This is a genomic window from Blautia sp. OF09-25XD, from assembly GCF_003482095.1.
Taxonomy (GTDB): Bacteria; Bacillota; Clostridia; order Lachnospirales; family Lachnospiraceae; genus Fusicatenibacter; species Fusicatenibacter saccharivorans.
This window is the reverse complement of the sequence record NZ_QUMG01000009.1, coordinates 71,967-91,666: the sequence shown is the minus strand read 5'-3', so window position 1 is coordinate 91,666 and position 19,700 is coordinate 71,967. Positions and strand designations below refer to the sequence as shown.

Below are 19,700 nucleotides of genomic sequence, written 5' to 3'. Positions count from 1 at the left end.
TAGCCGCCTATGGTTCCTTCCCGAAATACACGGTTACGTTTTATAATATCAACCGTTTGAGCATGAATTTCCTCGATTTCTTTTGGATCTATTCGTGAAAGAAGATCTCTGACCGCATCGACTTTTGGGATTTTTCCACGGATACAGTTTTTCAGCCGTCTACCCATACTTTCGGGCGCTGAAAAGACAGTATGAAAGCTTTCGTACTGCAGTATCAGAAAAATCAATACAGGCATAACAAGGTTAAACAACGGAATAGATTTTCTCTTTCTTTCATCCGATAACCCCTTGATTTTTTGCGGAATTTTGTATACACTTTTCATATAAGTTAGCAGTTTCTTCAATGCTAATTTTTCATTAAGGACACCTTCTTTCGTTTTTATGTTGTGGTAACATAATTATACAATAAAAGGTGTCCTTTTTGGTTGTTTATCCAGAAAAAACAGTAATTTTTCTTTCAATAAGGGAATTCCCCATTCTGCTGGATGCGCTCTCGGCAAAACGGGAATATTATTTTCTAAAAGCGAAATCTCTGGTTTTTACTTTGCTTTCACAAATGATATTCTTATTTTTCTTTCTAACTGTTCATCCCGAATCCAAGCTAATACTTTGTCATTTAAGTCTTGTAATGTTGCCCTACCAGAATTTGTATTCTGTAGAAATGCTATTATTTCGTCATCTAATCCCAACTCCATTATTAGATAATCAGCCTCATTTAGACCATTATGCATTGTTTTATATCTTTCTACATCCAAGTCCCAATTCTCTGCAGGTTGAATTTTTTGCAAACATCTTCCAACATTATCCGGATCTATCCCTCTGATAGCCTCCAAAGTACTGACTGTAGCACTTGTCAAATCCGCATATTGCTTCGACCATTCTTTTTTCATACTACTTTGAAGGGTCTTAAATGTATTATCTGCATTTATAATACCGTCCGGTGAAGCCAAACCAGAGGCAACAATTTGTTCTAAAACATTCATTAGCTCAGATATTGACATCAAAATTTCATGATTCTTTGGCACGCTAAGATCAGTATATAAATACACCATTACATCTACAAAATGATTTGCCTGGGTAAGTAATAAACGATACTTAGTGTCCGCATTATCCTGCATGGCTTTATTATTTTTTATTGCAGTTTTTTTCTGAAGATCCTGCATAGCTTTTGTCGTTGTAACTAAATCATCAAAGATCATACCTTCACCATCCCTTCAATCTTTTGTCTACTTTGATTAATACTTACCAGTTCTGCAGAATATCTATTATTATCAGCAGAATCTTCACCATCCGGTCCTAATGCGGCTTTTTTATTTGCAATGATTGTTTTCGCTTTCGCTATCTCGGTTTCAAGGGCATCTATAACATTGATTAACCGATTTATAGTTGTAACAGGATCCCCAGAAAATGCCATTATAATGGTTAACGGATCATCTTCATCTAGCACCGCAGCAATATCCGAAATAGCTTTTTCAAGAATTGACACCTTCTTAATTCCATCTAGCGAAATCTCTTTCACATTAACCTGCGCTTTATTGGCTTCCTCATAAAATTTTTTTACTCTAGAAATAAATTCTGTTAATTCATCTTCTCCTATCTCATTGTCTCCAAATGCATCATATATTCTCTGAAGCTTAGCTTTTCCATTTTCCAATTCAGATTTAGCAACACTTTCAATACGTTCCTCTATATCATTTAAGAAGGTATATGCATCTCTACGTTGTTTAATCCTATCGTCGTTTTGTTTTTCTTCAGGCTCAATGATAAGCCGGCTTTTCTTAACCTTTCCAAAAACTTTTGAAAGAGCAATTGCATCCAGAACGACATTCGTACTTGCGCCACCCTGCCCTATGTTAAAATATCTTCTCACTGTCTGTTGATTATTTACATCTGCACTCTTTTGAGACATTACACTAACTAAAGATTTCCATTCACTGCAATGTGAATTTGATGTTGCTTTATTGGGCTTGCTTGCAAGTAAGGTCTGCAAATTAAAATTTTTTAAACTTTTTTCTCTAAATTCACCTGCAAGGATAGTCCGATATATTTCCGCTGCCACAGCCGCCTCAATATATTTTGTTTCAATTCCGCTTTTGTACTCTGATACCTTTGTTACCAACGTTTTCTTAATAGATTCTGTCCATGTCGTAATCAAATATGCATCAAAATCTGCGTCCGGATAATTCCAACTTTTATTTCCATATTCTTTCCAACGAATAAAAGCAAGAATAATATTTATACTATTCCAATTGGCAGGCAAAACATAGAGCCCTTCCTTTTTAGTTTGACCTTCAAGCGCTACCAAAAGCACTGCAGAATCTTTAACTTTTCTTGCATTATCCATCGTTATTCCTTCTACCTGCCAGTTAATTGCAGTAAACAGATAGTCTGGAATCTCATCATATATTGCCGAATGCACCGTTCCCGCTGCTCCTACCGTAGCAGAAATATCAATTTTCTTTTCATTCGTCCATTTTGTAAGTAGCGTATTAGCATCATTGACCTTTTTAATCTTTGCTGCAGAAACGACAATTTCACTTGCATCAATACTAACTTCAGATGTAACTTTGGGTGTTATAGCATTGTTTGAGGCTTTCTTTTGAGGTGAAGTTTTTGGTGCTTCAACCTTATCCATCTGCAAAACTGGAAAACTAAAATCATCATACATATCTTTGCTAATTGCTGAAATATATATTTTTCCGTTTTCTTCGTATTGATCCGGGCTTCCATTTCCCCATACGCTCATAAACTTAAGTAATCTATCCGCTGCATCCTGGTCGTCTAATTGCGAATGAATTCTAAAACTTAGCGTAGTATTCACATTTACAATCTTAACATCTATGCTCGGAAAATTTTCTTTATTAAAAATAGCATCACGAACAACCGGTTCAATAATATCACGGATAATATATCTTGGTGTCTGATGTCCTTTTTCTAACACATTATTATAAAAATACAGAATACTGTTCTTAGTAAACGGATAAATATTTATCTTTTTCCCATGTCCAACATTGATATATTCCCAATTTTTTCCTTCAACAACATCATGAATAGGATAATCCTCTGGATTAGCATGACCATTTACCCAATCAGATATAATATCTTCATTAAGGGACATTGTATTCACGTATCTAGCAACAAATTCATACAGTCCATCTTCATCAAGAACATCACTCGGAATATAAACATATTTTGTAATTCTATCCTTATGATTATCCTTAAAATTATGTTGTAAATAGTTATTTGTAGTACCTACAACAGATGAAATTCTACAAAGACTCTCTCCATCTCTTTTACCTGTATGTTCTTCAATTAATGCATCAAGCAATGCAGTATCTACTCCAGTAAAAGAAGTTACATCCTCAATAAAAAGAGTTAACTTCTTATCTAATCTGAAGAGTTCCTTTCGAATATCTAAAAATATTTGTTTAAAATCTCCCGGCTCAATGCCCGCACATCTTTGAATGACATCATTTCTAAACTGGTTCAAATAATCTGCAATCCTCTTCGCTGTAGTTGCTCCTTTTTCATCAGATAAAAGTTCTAACGCCAATCTTTCCGCTTTTCGATCACCACCAGCACGCTGAATGCTCTCATATAAATCTTGGGAAACTAAAAAGTCTTCTTTTTCAAATTGCGCAATTGTATCTCTATCAACCGTTGAATGCTCTGCTATCTTAGAATACATTCTTTCGATTGGACCATTTTTTCTTAATAGAAAATCATGCACAATTTCGTTATTAAGAAAAGCCACTACCTTTCTTTTCATCACATTCCCCAATAGAATATCATGGTCATCCAAATCATGGTCGACTTCAATGATAAAATTGTGATAGATCAAGTCTTTTAACTTATTTTCTTCAACGGAAATCGATGCTTTCACCAAGCGCTCGTATATTTCCTTATTACTGATTCCTTGCACTTCCGGTTTTTCCAGTAATTGCCGGATTGTTCCCTTTAAAGTATTATCACTACGCCTAATAAACAGTACTACTTCATCTTTAGGTTTACTCTGTTCATAACGTGCTGCAAACCATCTGATCAAATGAGATTTTCCTGTACCACTTTGTCCGTATATAGCTATAAATTGATGTCTATCTTCCGGATTAAGGATATACTTTTTAAAAATATCCTCTTCCGAAAAAGACTTTCCACCTGTTGGAGCGATATCAAATTTTTCTAAAACTTTTAATTTTTTTATCGCTACGTGGGTTGCCAGGAAATCTCCTTCAGATGTAGTAATAGAGTCCGGTCTAGCTACATATGATATTCTCTCTTTTGCTATTTTAGAATTCATAAATCAACCTCTCTTTACATAATGGTAATATGTGTAATCGTCGAATCATTCGAATAAGCTTTCAAAGGATACAATGTCCACATGTCTTCTTGATCATGAATGTGTTCCATCTTTATTTTCCCCGCATCCTGTAATGTTCTTAGACCATTTGATACTCCATAGTTGAATTTTTTAGCTGCAATGTCTGACATAACAATATTTGCCATAGGCGTAATTGCATCTACAAATTCACTTACCGAATACATTCTTTTCTTTTCTAGATTCGTGGAACTGATCACATCTTCCAAAAAAACATTGGCGTTTGGAATTACGAACATTTCTTGTAAATATCCAAAGCCTAAAATGACGCCCAAAATCTCCATGCTCTCATAGCTACCGCATCTACCGGCACACCAGTCATTTCGCTAAACATCGGACCTAAATTTGCAATGTTCTTATCCTCCTTGAAAATGTCATTTCCCTTATCGAAATACGCATTTGTAACCAAATAGAATTGTCCTGTATCATACAACTCCAAATGAGAGTTTATATACATCCTCATTGATTCTATATTTTTTACGATCTTTGGATCAACTGCCAGAGAAATAAGATCATCCGATATTGTAACGAGACCTAATTCTTCAGCTGCATTTTTATAATCATTAAAATATACCGACCCGTTCCCTAAAAATTCTGGTTCCATTTTGTTTTTCAATTCACTTGAATATATGGATCCTTTTTCAACGATTTTGCACAACGCAAATACTCTTTCCGGAATTGCAGTTGTAACCATTTTTTCTTTAAACATTATCGTTCCTTTCTATGTGTAGACTATGTTAGGTTGCAAGCTTGGTCCATCCACAAGTTCAACAAGTGTCTTTCCCGCTTGAACAATATACACATCTTTCTCAACTATATGAACAATCTTAGTTGAAGCTCTTCCACATAAGTTATTCTTAACAATCACATATTGTTCCCCTATTTCATTTTCTTCTTTAGGATAGATTACTGCAATCAACCCAGAAATGAAATAGAATCCTCTCATCTTAATTAACTGATACGCTTCATCCAAACTGAAAATCATCATGTTTCTGTTCGGCTTTATTTTCAGCAATATATTCTCTCCGTTAAAGTGATCCGGAACAATAATCAATGATACGCCTTTCTCTACCAACTTGCTTATCAGATTTTTCTGATCGCTTTCATCGGCAACGACAATCAATTCATTAGCTGTTCCAAATAGAGCCATCTGTTCATCTGATAAAGTTTTTAATGGTTCAGATACTCGATTTTTAAGTGGAAATTTAGGCATATCACCTACAATTACTTCACTATGTGCATTACATCCCGCACAGTATTCAAATACTTTGGAATAAGTATCCGTAAACAATTCAGATATACATTCCTTGCAATTTTCCCGTACAGCATTTGATATTGCATTATAAGATCTACTGTAATAGTTCCACTCTTGTTCACGTATCTTTTTAATATATTCAACAAGTTCATCATCCACTATTCGAAGTCGATCATCTTCAATTTTAATCAAAATCATATAACGGCCATGATCAATCTTGACTTCAAGAATCTGAATCATATTATATCTACGCAAAAAGAGAAGTACGTACACATTCCAGTTCATATCAGCATCACTTGTCGGAGAATCATCAAATTCATCCACCTCTGCATAATTGGGTTTTATGGATGTATCTATAAAAACCCTATTGTCCGATAATCGAACAGACTTTCGATTATTATATAAACTATCCCATCGACCGATTATCTTTTCAGATGTCAATACTTTTTTGATAATACGATCCCTACCGATTGTTGTATCTTCTGGTTGTAAGCACATTACACTTAAGCACGGCAAGCAGTCTCGCCCCCCTCGCCCTAATTCCTGATAATAAGTGTTTGCATTTTGTGGAATATATGTATGAATAACCGTCCTAACGTCACTCTTATCCACACCTACCCCAAATGCTGAAGTGGCAATAATAATCTCATATTCGTTATCTACCCATTCATCTATCAATTTTTTTCTCTGTGATTTCCCGGTCAATCCAGTAAATGTTCTCACATTATTGATTCCAACATTCGCCAGAGACTTCTTAATATTATCTGCATCCAAAGGTCTAGCCACATAAATAATCATAGGATGTGGTAATTTTCTTACCATCTCAATTAAACATTTTTGTTTTTCACTGTTATTTCGCAATCGAACAACACTGTATCTCGGTTCGTGTCTAAGTGCATCACATCTGATTTCAATCCATCTTCCGGATACTTCAAAAAAGTTTTTTAGTATTTCTACACATTTATCCTCGAAAGTAGCTGATAAGAGTATTGTTCGCAGAGATGGATTTGTCATTAATAGCATATTTCGCCAGGCCTCTAGACACTGATAGTCCACTCTGAATGCTGCCCCCCAATCAACAACAATGTGGGCTTCATCTATCACAATATTTTTTAAGTACCTGTCTTTGTTTGCCTCCCTAATCACCTTTGCAAATGCTGGATTTTCCAGAAGAGCTTCTGGTGAAATGAAAAGCATTCTAGCATTCTTTTTTTTAATTGCAGATAATATAGGTTCTGCATCAACTCCACTTGAGTACGAAAAGATTTCTCCATCCTTATTATCTCTTTTTATTATTTCTTTTGTTACTCGTTCTTGATCAATCGCTAAAGATACAGTAGGTACAATAACTATTGTTAATCCTTCTTTTTGAAAGGCAATAGTCTGTGTAATAAGACTCTTACCTCCACCAGTAGGTAAAGATACCAGTGTTGTAAATCCTTCTGGTGTATTTAACGCACCATATACTGCTAATTTCTGACCTAAAGACTTAAATTTTGAATACCCTGTCAGATTTAAAATCATTGGATCGGTAGTCAAATTATCATTATCATTGCCTGATTTCTTATTCTGAATTTCTCTTAAAAAAGCCTCTTTGACGAACTTCTCATTAACATCAAAAGATAGTTGGTATGATGCGAAATATTTACGTTCTACATCATCGAATGATATTCCAAATTTGTTGTTTTTTAGGAATTCATTCTGATTTATTCTTACTGATACATCAAAAGTAATAAGAAAATCTCTTAAGGCTAATATGTAATCATTCTTGAAAATATTATTTTTCTTATATAACGAATACGCCTTAGTCAACCTTTTTGCGGTATTCAAGTAAAACCGTTCATTGGCCGTTTCTTTCTCTCCGTACTCTATTTGAATATAAAAAATTTCGTCATTTATAAACTGCTCCGTTTCACTTATGATTAACTCTTTATTCATTACGCTCCCCAATCATCATTATAAAAGAAACAGATTCCAAATGGATTTTTGGATGCTTTATTGCATCTAATACTATTTTTTGCGTCTGTTTTAATTGCTCAATGCCTTCGTCATTTAATCCATAAAATTCGCTATTTGCGACACGTGCAGACAACGTTCTTTCCATTTCTTCTCTAGCACCTCGGATATTTGATCTTTTCTTTAATATCTCTAATGCTTTTTCGTGAGAATATTTACGAGCACTTAGAACATAATCTTCCCAATTTTCTCCACCAAATTTTTCTTTAAACCAATCTATATTACGGCCTTTGATTGTATCTTTTAAAAATCTAGCCTCATGACTTCTCTTTCCCAAATGTACTAGATTCGACTTGGCGTTAAATCCACGATTAATAATTTCTGTATATTCTCTAATAATAGTCTCATCATCTAGTTCGTCCACATTACTAATTGAAACAGGAATTATAACCTGTTCTGAGAATAAATAATTACGATAAGGACTCATTGCATATATCGAAACTCCATTATCAAGCAAATACGAAGTGTCCGGTGCAATCGACCAGGTAAATATCAAACCAATCCAGTTAATCCTACAAAACGTTGCGAACGCACTTGAGCACCCTTTGCATGAATTAATTGCATTATCAACAATACAGTCAAACACCTCATCGCCAGGTGCAAAAAAATGCAAATAATCATTTTCAATCGCAAGTTTTCTTGAGAATGTTCCGCGTATTGCTCTGTCTTGTGTTTTTCTTGCCATGCTTTTATCATAAGCATTCTGAACATTCATCAGAAATTGATTCTGTGCAGTATTCAGGTACTCATCCCAACGTGGTGGTATCAATTGTGAATTAATGGCAGCTTTAGCAGAAAACGAAGTTGCAGAATACGTAATCTCCCCATTCTTTTTTTCACTTCCTCGAAATCCAGCCAAGCTTGCCCAATTAGACATGGTCGAAGCAAACAATACATTCTCATTTTGTGAATAATATTCTATTAACTTTCTTAATTCTGCATACATAGGGCGATATATAAATCCCGCAGCATCAAAGTTTTGCTCTTTTCTTATCGCATCCCGCATTGTAGTTGCAAGTTCTACTATTTTAGGTATTCTATCGAATAATCCATATTTGAAATCATCATTAATTGCGGATATTATTTCATCATTTATTTCTTTCATGATAATTTCCATTCCACTCAATGAATGATTAAATATCTTCAAACCATCCTTGAAAAAACTAAATAACGCTTCTTCAAAAGTATCCTTGGTATGAACAACAACAGAGTATACAACCGGTCTCGACATATCTCTTTCCAGTCGATCTAATCGTCCTATACGTTGTTCAATCGCGCTTGCATCCCACGGAAGATCAATATGAACAATGTAATCTGCACATTGAAAATTACGTCCCTCGCCACCTGTACTGTCACATAACATTATTCTACATTCATCTTGAGTTTGAAAGCGATATGCATTCAACTCGATTTCTTCTGTCGACATACTAGCCCCAAAGAAACTTACTTCTTCCTCTGGAAAAACTTTTGTCAGCGCTTTCCGATATACATCAAATGTTTCTGCATAATTTGTAAACAACACAATTTTTTGATCATAAAAATCATCATACAATGCATTTATTACTATAACCAATCTTGAAGCATAGCTATCTGCATATTTATCCGGATCATCCAAAATATCATTGATGTGGTCAACATTGAACTGTTCTGATTCTAGCCATTTTCTAATATTATCTAAAATACTCCCGTCCATCTTGCTTGATTTAGCCTGCTTGTAAAAAGCCCAAGGTGAACTAAAAAATCTGGATAAAAGTGGTTTTATATCTAGTTCTACATCTAGTATGCCACTCTCCAATCCTTTAATAATCCAATGAGCAAAAACATTATATGACAATTGTTCATACGGGTTCCCTTCGTTATCTGTCAAATATGTTAATTCAATCAAATCTCTGCTAGCCATCAGTTGAACATCTTCATCTGTTGACTCTAAGATTTTCCTTCTATTTCGGATGATATTACTTTCAATCTGATAATTGCTACATATATATGAAATAATAACTTTTATTGTATAAACACCTAAATCATCATTTTCATACTTAATTTGTTGCAATAACTCATTCAATTTATCATCATCTAATTCATCACATATCTCTTCTAAATCCTCATGTATTTCCTCAAACAATTCTTCACATTCTTCAGAATCATGTGCACTTTCAGCAAGGCTGTTTATTTCTTCTTCAAAATCTCCAAGATCATCTAAAATCAAAGCAGTTTTTTGAATTATTTTACTCTGTTTAGCAATAAGTTTTCCAAATTTTTCCACACTAAAGGAATTGTATTTTTGCGGTAAAAGGAGCCTTAATAAATCCAAATATTCTTCTTTTTTCTGCTGAACCGGTGTAGCACTTAATAAAAGTATATTTTTTGCTAGTGTACTTATTTTATGAAGCTTTTCATATTCACTCTGTGAAAACAAATATTTATGCACTTCATCAACAATTACAAAATCCCAATCAGTAAACAAATCCTTTTCACTAAGTTCCTGTAATGTTTTTACTGTTACAGAATTATTATTTTTCCCCATTCCATTAGGTATATTGAATTTCAATAACAGTTCTGAAATCCATTGTTCTTTTAATACTTGAGGAACCACAATCAATGCCTTCTTATTACTCTGATTCATAGTATATATCTTGTATACTGATATAGCCTCAATTGTTTTTCCCATGCCTACTTCGTCAGCTAGCATATATCGACATGGTGACTCCTGCAGGCATCTCATAATCGTATTAACCTGATGTGGCATTAAATATATTTTTGATCCAGCCAATTCTTTAAAACCATAAATAGAATTTTCAAGAATATCCATACTTTTTGCCACAACAGCCCTTCCAAGATACCATGCTGGATTTTGGAACTCATAATTTTTCAACTGGACGCAAGGATCTACCTGACCGTTATTAAAAGCAGCTATAACGTCAGCCTCTGGCACCTTAACAACACTCGTGTCATCAAAGTTTTGAATATAGTACTTATAATAATCATCTTTGCATTTTTGACATGATAATACTTTATAGCTGGATCCCTTATACACAACTATCGATCCGATAAAAAAACTGCATCTATCTACACTTCCTAATGGCAATTCTATAACACCCTTCGGTAAATCTTCAAAAAATAGAAGATGCCCAAATGGATCATGAACTTTGACCGATACAGTCCGTTTAAACTCATCAATATTAATTATTTGTCCGCATACAAAAATTCGTGGTTCATACATGCTCTCTTGATCCGCTGGACATCTAACATACATCTTTGTTTTTAACATAATCGGCCTCCCCCTATCGTTATTCTATGCATGCATAATAATCAACACATATTTCTCTATTTGTGCAGTATTTACACCAGAGATTGGTACTGCCACCAAATCCAAGTTTCTTTAATTTTTCTTCTGACAACTCTTCTTCTATTTTCTGCTGATTTACATCTGGAAACATATCTTTTAATACGTCTTGATTAAATTTCTTTGGATCTTTCAATTGCTTACATATAAACAATTCACGTATCATCATAAATTTCAGATCATCTTCTGATAAAACAAGAAAAGCTTTTCCATTGTTCAATCGATTTTTCACATTATTAATGATATCAATTCTATTTATATTAACCGCAAATGGGAAATACTTTTTTAGCTCATCATACAACTCATTCAGTTTATCCAAAAGAAGAATTTCACTATGTGGAAGTCCTTGCAGGCTCTCTTTTGTTTCATTTTCTATCCAAACTTCCAGATACTTTGCAAGTAAAAAATTATCTTTATATATTGTATTCCCTTCTACAAGGCTTTCTAATAAAAATCTTTTTTTACATATCTTAAATCTATAATAATCACAATTCTGATATTTTCCAGAAATACCATTTTTAATCTGTATGCCTGAAAGTGGCTCCATCTTATGATTTATTCTTCTATCTATATTCCGCTCTTTTTTTACCCCGAGAATTTTCAACAAATAATATGGTTCTCTTTCCTGATCTCCATCCCTCTTTACGAAACTCAGTTTGTAATTTCCCCTGTTAAATTCTAGTCCATAAATCAGAGCATATCTTTTAAAATTCTTATACTCTTTTCTAGCTTTAACGTATACCTGATATTTCCAGTCAACTGGATTTTGTGCTACTTCAAAGAAATCTCCATTTAACGGCCAAGTGAATTCTCTCTGCTTAACAGAATTAATATCTTCATCCGTTAGACAAGCAAAATGCAATATGCTGTTATCCCTTTCCTTATAAGTTCTTAGCACATCACCATCAATCTGCTCAAAATTACGAACAATCCAATTGGCACTTTTCCCTGGTTTGCTTTCCTGAACCAAGTACAATGACATAGTAGATTTAAGACATTCAAAAGATGCGGAAGCATCAATATTTTCCACCTCATCCAATCTAGATAACACCCTGCTGATTATATCAGTAAACTCTTCTGACAATTCTCGTTCTTCAAGGATTTCCTCTTGCAGATATTGTTTTAGTTTTTTATAAAATCTTCTAAAATTACTTGGTCTTTTTTCAAAGTCTTCATAAAAGAAAGAAGCTAATTCTTCAAGTTCATTAAGTGCCTCTTCTAACTCTTTTAACTCAATCGAAGAAACTGAATAATAAGAAATGTGTCCAAGATACTCTTGCCTCTTCTCATCTGAGACATATTTTTTATTTTTCCTCACTTTCTTTATTCTGGACAGCATATCATCAATTGACGCACATCCATCAAACAGCGCCTCTAATTTGCCAAATGTTGACACCAGTCTTCCTGTTGTTGCCTCCGCTAAAATTCCAGCCCCTAAACATTCTCTGATATCATTAATATCTGAAATAATAATGCCATTTGTTTCTGAATCCCACATATTGGCAATTGCGATAAAGAAATGTCCTAATGGATAATTTAAGAATTGCCGTTCTCCGAACTGTTCCGGAAAATATACTTTCAAAATATCATTGACAGAACTATCTGCTGCGTAAATTTGTTCTTTCATTGCATTCATTGGATGTTCTGGATCTTTCTTTTCTGCATCCTCAAATACTTTAGCTACGTAACTTGCGAATTCCGTCGTATTATCAAACTCTATTATTTCGTAGGGCTTTCTGACAGAAATATCTTCCTTGTGTCCACCTATAAGTTTACCTATGTTATGAGCCAATAAATTTCCATCATAACTTACCGCCGAAACATCTACTGGATAATATTCAATGCCATCAAAATTTTGTATCTCGCAGTCAAATGCAGAATAAATATCAATCCATGTCTGATATATATTTTTATACTGTTCCTGATAATTAATTAATAAAATTACTTTTTTATATTTCGCTATCTCCTCAATAGCTCTCAACAACAGTGGCGAAAACTGATGTACTCCATGAATAACAATGTGATCCAGTGTTTCCACTTCTATCTCATTTTTCGTAGAAGAATTATCTTTTGCTGTGGTCATAGCTTTGATAATTGCTTTATTTATTTGCTCTTCTGTAAAATCCTGCTCTAAACAAAAATCTTTCACCTTCTCAGATGCTCTAATTTTCTTATAAACAGATACTATAAATCTTTGTTCTGGTGTTAAATATTTGTCTACAATATTTTGCGGCTCCATCTTCAATTCAAACATTGTACGTATACTTGTAAAAACCTCATCCCTATTAAATAAAAATGATTTTTTTACATTATCCAATTCTATTCTTGATATTCCTGTAATATCCGAAGAATTAACAATAATATTATCGATATCTGCATGCTGCTTAACAGCACACGCCGTTCCGTTCCATTTCTCATACAAAACATCTGTAAGGTTTTTAACGGTAGTAACACGTCCTATTTGAAAAGCCGCTCCATAAACCACTTTCAGACCATTTACCAGTGTTTGCGCAGCACAGAAATATGGACATGAAGATATTTCCTTCCATAATTCTTTATTTTCTTTCAATTTATATGGATCGCGATATGTGTATATAATGACTGACATATTATCCCTCCAATAGTGATCCCCAACTAATTTGCGGAGTACTATCTATATTATTAATCCAAATGCAATTCCGTATCGACCTTGTCAATGCAACATATAGAATCCGGGCTTCTTCAGCAATTTGCTCATCGACTTCCTTACCCTCACTGTAATTTGAATTTCTTTCTCGAATACCATTTTCAAACAATACAGTGTACGACAAACTATTATCGTTATAGTTTGTCTCTAATTTAACCTTTTTTATATCGCTTATATCCTCGAAAGTATATGGTAAAATCACCGTTCCGTATTCTAACCCCTTAGATTTATGAACTGTACTGCAAATCACATGCACACCTTCATCGTCAACTTCTACTGATCTTGAAAGTTGTCTCTGACCGGTCAAAATATTTATCCCAAGATATTCAATAATCTGATTCAATGTCAATGTATCTACATGTGTAAATTTGATCATTTTCTCCATCAAATACTCATGATTAGCAATGTATAATCTCTTCTTCTCCGGAATCTGAGTATAGTTATCCCAAGGTCTCAAAGATTCAATTATATTCTTTAATGCATACAGAACCGGTTGCGTATATACCTCATTCAAAACACTTTCCCAACTCATATTCATCCGTTTTACAAAGAAAGCATTTAATATATTTTTTTAATTCTTTTAGTTTTTCTTTCTCAGACATACAATGAAATTTTTGATAATCAAGTTTCAAATCCGTATAATTGGATTCAATAAAATTCACCAAATAGACCGGGCTAGTATTATGGCTAATAGCTAAAACTAATTTATACAAATCCAATGTTGATGGCAGTTGAAACAAATCGCCGCCAGTGCTTATTTCCACATTAATATTCTTTTTTGCCGCTGCCTTTACAACATTTTCAACTTGCCAATTACTTCTAACCAAAATAGCAATTGTTCGTTCTTCTTTACTAAGCGACTTATTTTTCATCAGTTCTTTTAGCTTTGTAACTTCTGAAAGAATAGTTTCATTCAGCAATTCTAGAATCTTCTCATTCTCTTTGCCATGACAAGGCAGTTCAACCAACAATTCATCATCCTTTGCATCTGAAATAACATCACTCACTAACCGATCTGCTTTTCCAGAATATGGCAATATATTCTTACTCCCCATTTTCGCAAATATTTCATCAAACAGGCTGAGTAGTCTTTGATCTGTACGATAGTTACGATTTAATCTATGGTGGCTCCACTCCTTTTTCTTGCCATTCTGAAGTTTTTGAAAAGCATTCAATTTAGCACCTCGAAATCTATAAATGCTTTGCTTTAAGTCACCGACAACGAACAACTTGCATTCCGCATTGATGCCTTTTTGCAACTTCTGAAATATTTCAATCTGTACGTCATCAGTATCCTGAAATTCATCAATGAATAAATATTTAAGATGTAAATTTTTTAATTTTTCACATCCCCCTGACAATATTTTTTCCAATTCAATAACGCTTTCCTTTAAGTCAATATTGTTACCATCTCTCAATGTTTCCAAATACAACTCTTCTGCTGGAAATACAACTCTTGTAAGCAATTCATTAAAATACGGAATATTATTATCAACAGTGACGCCCATTTCGGATGTTTTTATTTGTTCCAAATTAATACTCTTATCAAAAAGCCTATCCGCAATACTCATAAGTTTCTTTTTTAAATCATAGATTGGATAGGTAGTTCATTTACAAAATTTGCATTCTCACATTCTTTTTCTTCCAGGAATTCACCCAAAAACAAATCATAGGTTTTTCCTCTCTTATGTTCATTTTCTGTAATTCTAAAATTGGTTCCCAGTCCCGTATACAAGGATTCTCCTCTCAAAATTCCTATAGCAAACTTATGGATTGTTGAAATATTTGAACGATCAATATCCTCTACAAATTTGAGATATTTTTCTCTTCCCGTTAATACAAAATAGTTCACAAACATTTGCTTTAATCTTTTTTTCATATTAATTGCTGCATCATTTGTAAACGTCACCATTGCTATCTCATCTGCTATATTGGAAACAGCGTCCACTTCTTTATTACAGAGATATGCAATTCTGGAGACCATCGAAAATGTCTTTCCTGTTCCAGCCCCGGCCTCAACTAAAATGTCATGCAAAGTAGATGCGTGCTCTACTTCGTATTGCTGCAGATTGAATGCAGAACACTCTGAAAGCGTTCTTAACACATCGTATGCTTGAGGTGTTACTTTTCCTTCTTTAACAACAATTTTTTCAGAACATTTTGCCCCCAACGAATCAATGTGGTACAGTTCAAAATTAAATATTCTAAAACAATCATCATCTTTCTCTTCTGAAATTCCCTTGTAATATCCCAAATATAAATTATTTTTTTTTATAATCCACGTTACGTTTTCTTAAACCGTCATTTAAGCATCTAATAATATTTTTGTAGCAAGCACCATCCTCAACAAAAATAATGCTTTTTACACCCATAAAATAAATATCAATCATCTCTTCAACTTCTGTTATATTAGGCATATCCGGTATAATATACAATTTCGAATAGGGTAACACCTTGCCGTCTTCAACATTCTCTTTAATATCGGGTTCTAGGCTTCTTCTAATGCGAAACATTAAATCATAAGAAAAATCAGAATGTGGAATAACGCTATTGACTTGAAAAACATTGATTATTTTGTTATTTAACCGTTCGCGATCCTCTAAGTCTTCTTTAAAAATAGTATATTGTTCCTCCGAAATAATATCTAAACGACTACTTTCATACTCGGCTTTACTGATAAATGGGTAACATACCATGTCTAAAACCAATGGGCTTACATTATATTTCTCGCTTATTTTATTGAGTATGGCAAATCTATAAACTCTCGCTTGCTTTTTGGGCGATGTCTGTGGCCTCTCATAACCTTCTACATCAATATTATCAACACCGTTTACTATAATCTTTTCAGCAAGCCACTCCTTAACCTCAATTACAACAATACCAAGGTTTTCTGCCATAACACAAAAATCATACTCTCTACCATTGATTTCTCTCTGGTTATACACAACCATATCACTGGGCAAGTATTCATTTAATTTATCCCAAACTTTCCCTTCCCCTTTGAAGGATGGTTTTTCATCAATCATTTTTGCCATAATAAAATCCCTCGTTTTATCTATTTATCTGAATCGTCCTAAATAATTTCTATTACATCATCCATTTTACAATCAAGTGCCTTACATATTTTTGCCATAACTTCAACCGTTACATTTTCATTATTGGCCAACTTAGTCATAGTGCTATTTCCAATTCCGGCAAGTTCCCTCAGATCTTTCTTTTTCATGTCACGATCAATTAGTAATTTAAATAATTTTTTATAAGATACGCTCATTGTTCCTCCTGAAGCTCATCAAATGAACACTTCCAAAATAAATTAGTCAAAATTACATATATTAGCTACAGTATATCACAGCATCGTCTATAATGGGTAAAAATGTTGTGGATTGGGATTTTAATTTAAAAAATATCACCGAAACATAACTTTCTTCAAAAATGTGACATTTGAAATCAATATTTTAGGTGGCAAGCATAAAAAAATAGAGGACACTTTTCTCAAGCACCCTCTACATTCTTCAATACTATCATAATACTTCTGACTCTTTACTCCCCTCAAACCATGCTGCCAACGCTTTTTCTCAATACCCTGTTCAATACCTTGTTCTCTGCTTTCTTTCAGCATATCTTCTACCGCTTTGCACACATCAATCACCTCCGTCTCTTCTGGAATTTCTATGGGTGTATTTGTAATGGTCTTGATCACCACTGCTGCCTTCCGGTCGAGCATCATGCGCGGATTATCCTTTAAAATTTCTAATAGCTTTTTCTTATCCTTTGAATACCTGATATACTCCATAACTTCCCGCAGACTGGAAGAAAATTTCTCCAAATCTTCTTCGGTTAACCTTGCCGGGTCTATTAGATGAATCCGATAATCCTGCACGAAACGCAGCAGATTCTCGTCTTGAATGTTCATCATCTCATGCAGAGACAACGGCGCATCCCATGGATCTGTTCCGAAATGAATTACCAGTGTAATTACTGGTTTCAGGACATCGTCCTTATAGAATCCAGACAAATATTCTGCTTTTGTGTAATCATCTCCATGGTCTTTTTCCTGTTGTTTTGCACTTTTTCTGTTTTTTCGATGTCTTGCCGCAGTGTCTGTAACCTGTCTGCCATACTGTAAGGCATCGTATATCATATTTCGAACTGGCATCGCATAATGAATGTCTGTCTGGTTTTCAATTCCAAGAAGCAGATAATACGTTTCCACTTCCTGCATAATCACAGCTGTTTTCAATATATCCCGATATTTCTGGACCGGATCTTCTGTCATTTCGGTTGTCTCTTTTGCCTCTTTTCTCTCTTCTGTTGCGCCAAACGGTATGGCAATCTCTGTTGAATCAACTTCTGTCAGTTTTTCCGGATCAACAACTTTTTTCCCGTCATAGATCAAATAATTGAACGCATCTGCAAAAATGTTACTCTTTCGCATGTATGCTTTGGTAACAATGTCCGCTTTTCCCATGTGCATACGCCTCCTCAAAAATATTTCAGAGAAGTCTGCACCCCTTCCTGTTGTTTTTCATCTTATCACGAATTGGCAGCTCTATCAAGTTGGAAATACGAACTATGAACATGCTTCTTAAGATGTCACTATAACAAATTCACTACAATCCGATCTATCCCTCGCAGCCCATACATCTTCCCCATCGCTTCTGGCTCCTGCAAAACCGACAAATCAATCCCAAACAGCGAATTATATCTTCCTGCCATCCGCAGATGCTCCGGATATAAAAATGTCTGTTTTTCGCAAAACTCCGGGCATTTCCTCACCGGCGTCTGCGCGCCGCGGCTTCCTTTGATACACGCTGCATACATTGGACAATACTGCGAAGTATTTGTCTGATAAAAGGGAAGATGAAGACTGTTTTTCCCTTCTGGAAACTTCCTTGTACTGGTATCGCCGCAGCTCTCCCATTCATACCGTTCCATCCGAAATTCTTCTTTCAAATACTCCCGGTAAAATGCCGCGTGGACGCTGTTTTGTTCAAACAGTGTACGGTCCCCCAGCTTATAAGCCATCCGCGGATCTTTTTTCCGTTTGTTGAGCAGCACGCCAAGGCAGAGGGAAAACACCGGAAGCTGAGCTGCCAGATGGGCCGTTCCCCAGTCATTTACGACAATCTCGATGATTTTGTTCTTTTGTTCACACCATTCGACGAGACGCTGCAGCCGCTGCTGTGTTTCCAGCAGATTTCCTTCCAGTAAGAAAGGAAAGACCAGTGTAACCGCAAACGACTCCCGGCAGGCTTTATCCATCAGTGCGAACAGTTCCTCTTCCGTTGGTGCCAAATGCGGGCAGAAAGCATTTCCTATATAGAGCCGGTCTGGGTGAAAAATCGGCGGATCTGGAATCTGGTTTTTCCGAAAATAAGCATCAAAAAACACCGCACTTTCCATCGAAAGATACGCCGTATACCATTCCGGCCGGTCCAGTTCGAGCGCCAGCTCGACCGGCTGCCCAGGCTGCCCGGATTCCGCAAAGCCATTTTGCAATGCCGTAAATGTTTCCTTCCCGACCCCGGAAAACCATACCTTCTTCTGCTCTTCCAGGCTTTCCAGATGAAACGCGTCCTGCTCCGCAGGATATCCTGTCATCTCTTCTGCAAGCGCGGCATCATCGTCCTCCATTTTCCAGCGAATATACTGGCTGTATTGCAGGGCAAGGCGCTGTACCGCATTTTGATAATCTTCCTGTTCCGTGGCGAAGGTATAAACAACATCAAAATCTTCCTCTTTTTCCTGCAGAAAAGTCGCATCACGAAGAAGAATCCGCTGGTAGGATGCTGTTTTCTGATCGTAAAATGCCAGTTCCCACGGCGCATTTTTCTGCTCAACTGTAGTCGGTGTCGCAAGCCGGGTCTGAAAGCCATATTCTGAAATTGCCGTGATCCGCACTTCCTTATCTCCCCAGTATCCCGCCAGGATTCCGAACGGCAGCATGGAAATCCATGGCCATTGACTGATTTCTTTTTCCCGTTCTTTTTTCTGTTTCATTGATTCAAATCTCCCGTTTTCTGAT

Annotated in this window: 14 protein-coding genes; all 14 read right to left on the bottom strand. The window is 35.2% G+C overall.

Annotated features, from left to right (window positions below):
* Window positions 1-539: 539 nt before the first annotated feature.
* Window positions 540-1,199 (bottom strand): hypothetical protein, encoded by a 660-nt coding sequence (locus DXA93_RS09270; RefSeq protein WP_118594469.1) that lies wholly within the window; start codon window positions 1,197-1,199, stop codon window positions 540-542.
* Window positions 1,196-4,297, bottom strand: a complete 3,102-nt coding sequence (locus DXA93_RS09265) for an AAA family ATPase (protein ID WP_118594470.1) — start codon at window positions 4,295-4,297, stop codon at window positions 1,196-1,198. Before DXA93_RS09265 ends, DXA93_RS09270 begins: the two co-directional genes overlap by 4 nt.
* A 14-nt stretch (window positions 4,298-4,311) precedes the next feature.
* The gene (locus DXA93_RS18450; protein WP_243109191.1) at window positions 4,312-4,659 is read right to left on the bottom strand and encodes a hypothetical protein; all 348 of its coding nucleotides are present in this window, start codon (window positions 4,657-4,659) and stop codon (window positions 4,312-4,314) included.
* The gene (locus DXA93_RS18445) at window positions 4,635-5,084 is read right to left on the bottom strand and encodes a hypothetical protein (RefSeq protein WP_243109190.1); all 450 of its coding nucleotides are present in this window, start codon (window positions 5,082-5,084) and stop codon (window positions 4,635-4,637) included. Before DXA93_RS18445 ends, DXA93_RS18450 begins: the two co-directional genes overlap by 25 nt.
* Before the next feature lie 12 nt (window positions 5,085-5,096).
* Window positions 5,097-7,568: a DEAD/DEAH box helicase gene (locus DXA93_RS09255; RefSeq protein WP_118594472.1), complete on the bottom strand. Its 2,472-nt coding sequence runs from the start codon at window positions 7,566-7,568 to the stop codon at window positions 5,097-5,099.
* Window positions 7,561-10,914: an SNF2-related protein gene (locus DXA93_RS09250; protein WP_118594473.1), complete on the bottom strand. Its 3,354-nt coding sequence runs from the start codon at window positions 10,912-10,914 to the stop codon at window positions 7,561-7,563. Before DXA93_RS09250 ends, DXA93_RS09255 begins: the two co-directional genes overlap by 8 nt.
* A 19-nt stretch (window positions 10,915-10,933) precedes the next feature.
* Window positions 10,934-13,597 (bottom strand): hypothetical protein, encoded by a 2,664-nt coding sequence (locus DXA93_RS09245; protein ID WP_118594474.1) that lies wholly within the window; start codon window positions 13,595-13,597, stop codon window positions 10,934-10,936.
* A gap of 1 nt (window position 13,598) precedes the next feature.
* Window positions 13,599-14,189: a 3'-5' exonuclease gene (locus tag DXA93_RS18440; RefSeq protein ID WP_158583287.1), complete on the bottom strand. Its 591-nt coding sequence runs from the start codon at window positions 14,187-14,189 to the stop codon at window positions 13,599-13,601.
* Window positions 14,182-15,246, bottom strand: a complete 1,065-nt coding sequence (locus tag DXA93_RS18940) for a UvrD-helicase domain-containing protein (protein ID WP_119208120.1) — start codon at window positions 15,244-15,246, stop codon at window positions 14,182-14,184. The genes DXA93_RS18440 and DXA93_RS18940 overlap by 8 nt, the downstream gene beginning before the upstream one ends.
* Window positions 15,247-15,257: 11 nt before the next feature.
* On the bottom strand, window positions 15,258-15,929 hold the full coding sequence (locus DXA93_RS18935) for a UvrD-helicase domain-containing protein (protein WP_158583286.1): 672 nt from the start codon (window positions 15,927-15,929) through the stop codon (window positions 15,258-15,260).
* Between the two features lie 7 nt (window positions 15,930-15,936).
* A complete protein-coding gene (locus DXA93_RS18425; protein ID WP_119208116.1) occupies window positions 15,937-16,710 on the bottom strand; it encodes a nuclease-related domain-containing protein in 774 nt (257 codons plus the stop codon).
* Window positions 16,711-16,748: 38 nt separating this feature from the next.
* Complete coding sequence (locus DXA93_RS09220; protein WP_118594476.1) at window positions 16,749-16,946, bottom strand: helix-turn-helix domain-containing protein; 198 nt, start codon at window positions 16,944-16,946, stop codon at window positions 16,749-16,751.
* Between the two features lie 135 nt (window positions 16,947-17,081).
* Complete coding sequence (locus DXA93_RS09215) at window positions 17,082-18,143, bottom strand: Rpn family recombination-promoting nuclease/putative transposase (protein ID WP_158583285.1); 1,062 nt, start codon at window positions 18,141-18,143, stop codon at window positions 17,082-17,084.
* Between the two features lie 128 nt (window positions 18,144-18,271).
* Window positions 18,272-19,675, bottom strand: coding sequence for a hypothetical protein (locus DXA93_RS09210; protein ID WP_147398224.1), 1,404 nt, complete (start codon window positions 19,673-19,675; stop codon window positions 18,272-18,274).
* Between the last annotated feature and the right edge of the window lie 25 nt (window positions 19,676-19,700).

Coding starts and splice junctions, on each gene's coding strand:
- DXA93_RS09270 (WP_118594469.1), bottom strand. CDS start 1,199: ATGATCTTTGATGATTTAGTTACAACGACAAAAGCTATGCAGGATCTT.
- DXA93_RS09265 (WP_118594470.1), bottom strand. CDS start 4,297: ATGAATTCTAAAATAGCAAAAGAGAGAATATCATATGTAGCTAGACCG.
- DXA93_RS18450 (WP_243109191.1), bottom strand. CDS start 4,659: ATGGAGATTTTGGGCGTCATTTTAGGCTTTGGATATTTACAAGAAATG.
- DXA93_RS18445 (WP_243109190.1), bottom strand. CDS start 5,084: ATGTTTAAAGAAAAAATGGTTACAACTGCAATTCCGGAAAGAGTATTT.
- DXA93_RS09255 (WP_118594472.1), bottom strand. CDS start 7,568: ATGAATAAAGAGTTAATCATAAGTGAAACGGAGCAGTTTATAAATGAC.
- DXA93_RS09250 (WP_118594473.1), bottom strand. CDS start 10,914: ATGTTAAAAACAAAGATGTATGTTAGATGTCCAGCGGATCAAGAGAGC.
- DXA93_RS09245 (WP_118594474.1), bottom strand. CDS start 13,597: ATGTCAGTCATTATATACACATATCGCGATCCATATAAATTGAAAGAA.
- DXA93_RS18940 (WP_119208120.1), bottom strand. CDS start 15,246: ATGAGTATTGCGGATAGGCTTTTTGATAAGAGTATTAATTTGGAACAA.
- DXA93_RS18425 (WP_119208116.1), bottom strand. CDS start 16,710: ATGGCAAAAATGATTGATGAAAAACCATCCTTCAAAGGGGAAGGGAAA.
- DXA93_RS09220 (WP_118594476.1), bottom strand. CDS start 16,946: ATGAGCGTATCTTATAAAAAATTATTTAAATTACTAATTGATCGTGAC.
- DXA93_RS09215 (WP_158583285.1), bottom strand. CDS start 18,143: ATGGGAAAAGCGGACATTGTTACCAAAGCATACATGCGAAAGAGTAAC.
- DXA93_RS09210 (WP_147398224.1), bottom strand. CDS start 19,675: ATGAAACAGAAAAAAGAACGGGAAAAAGAAATCAGTCAATGGCCATGG.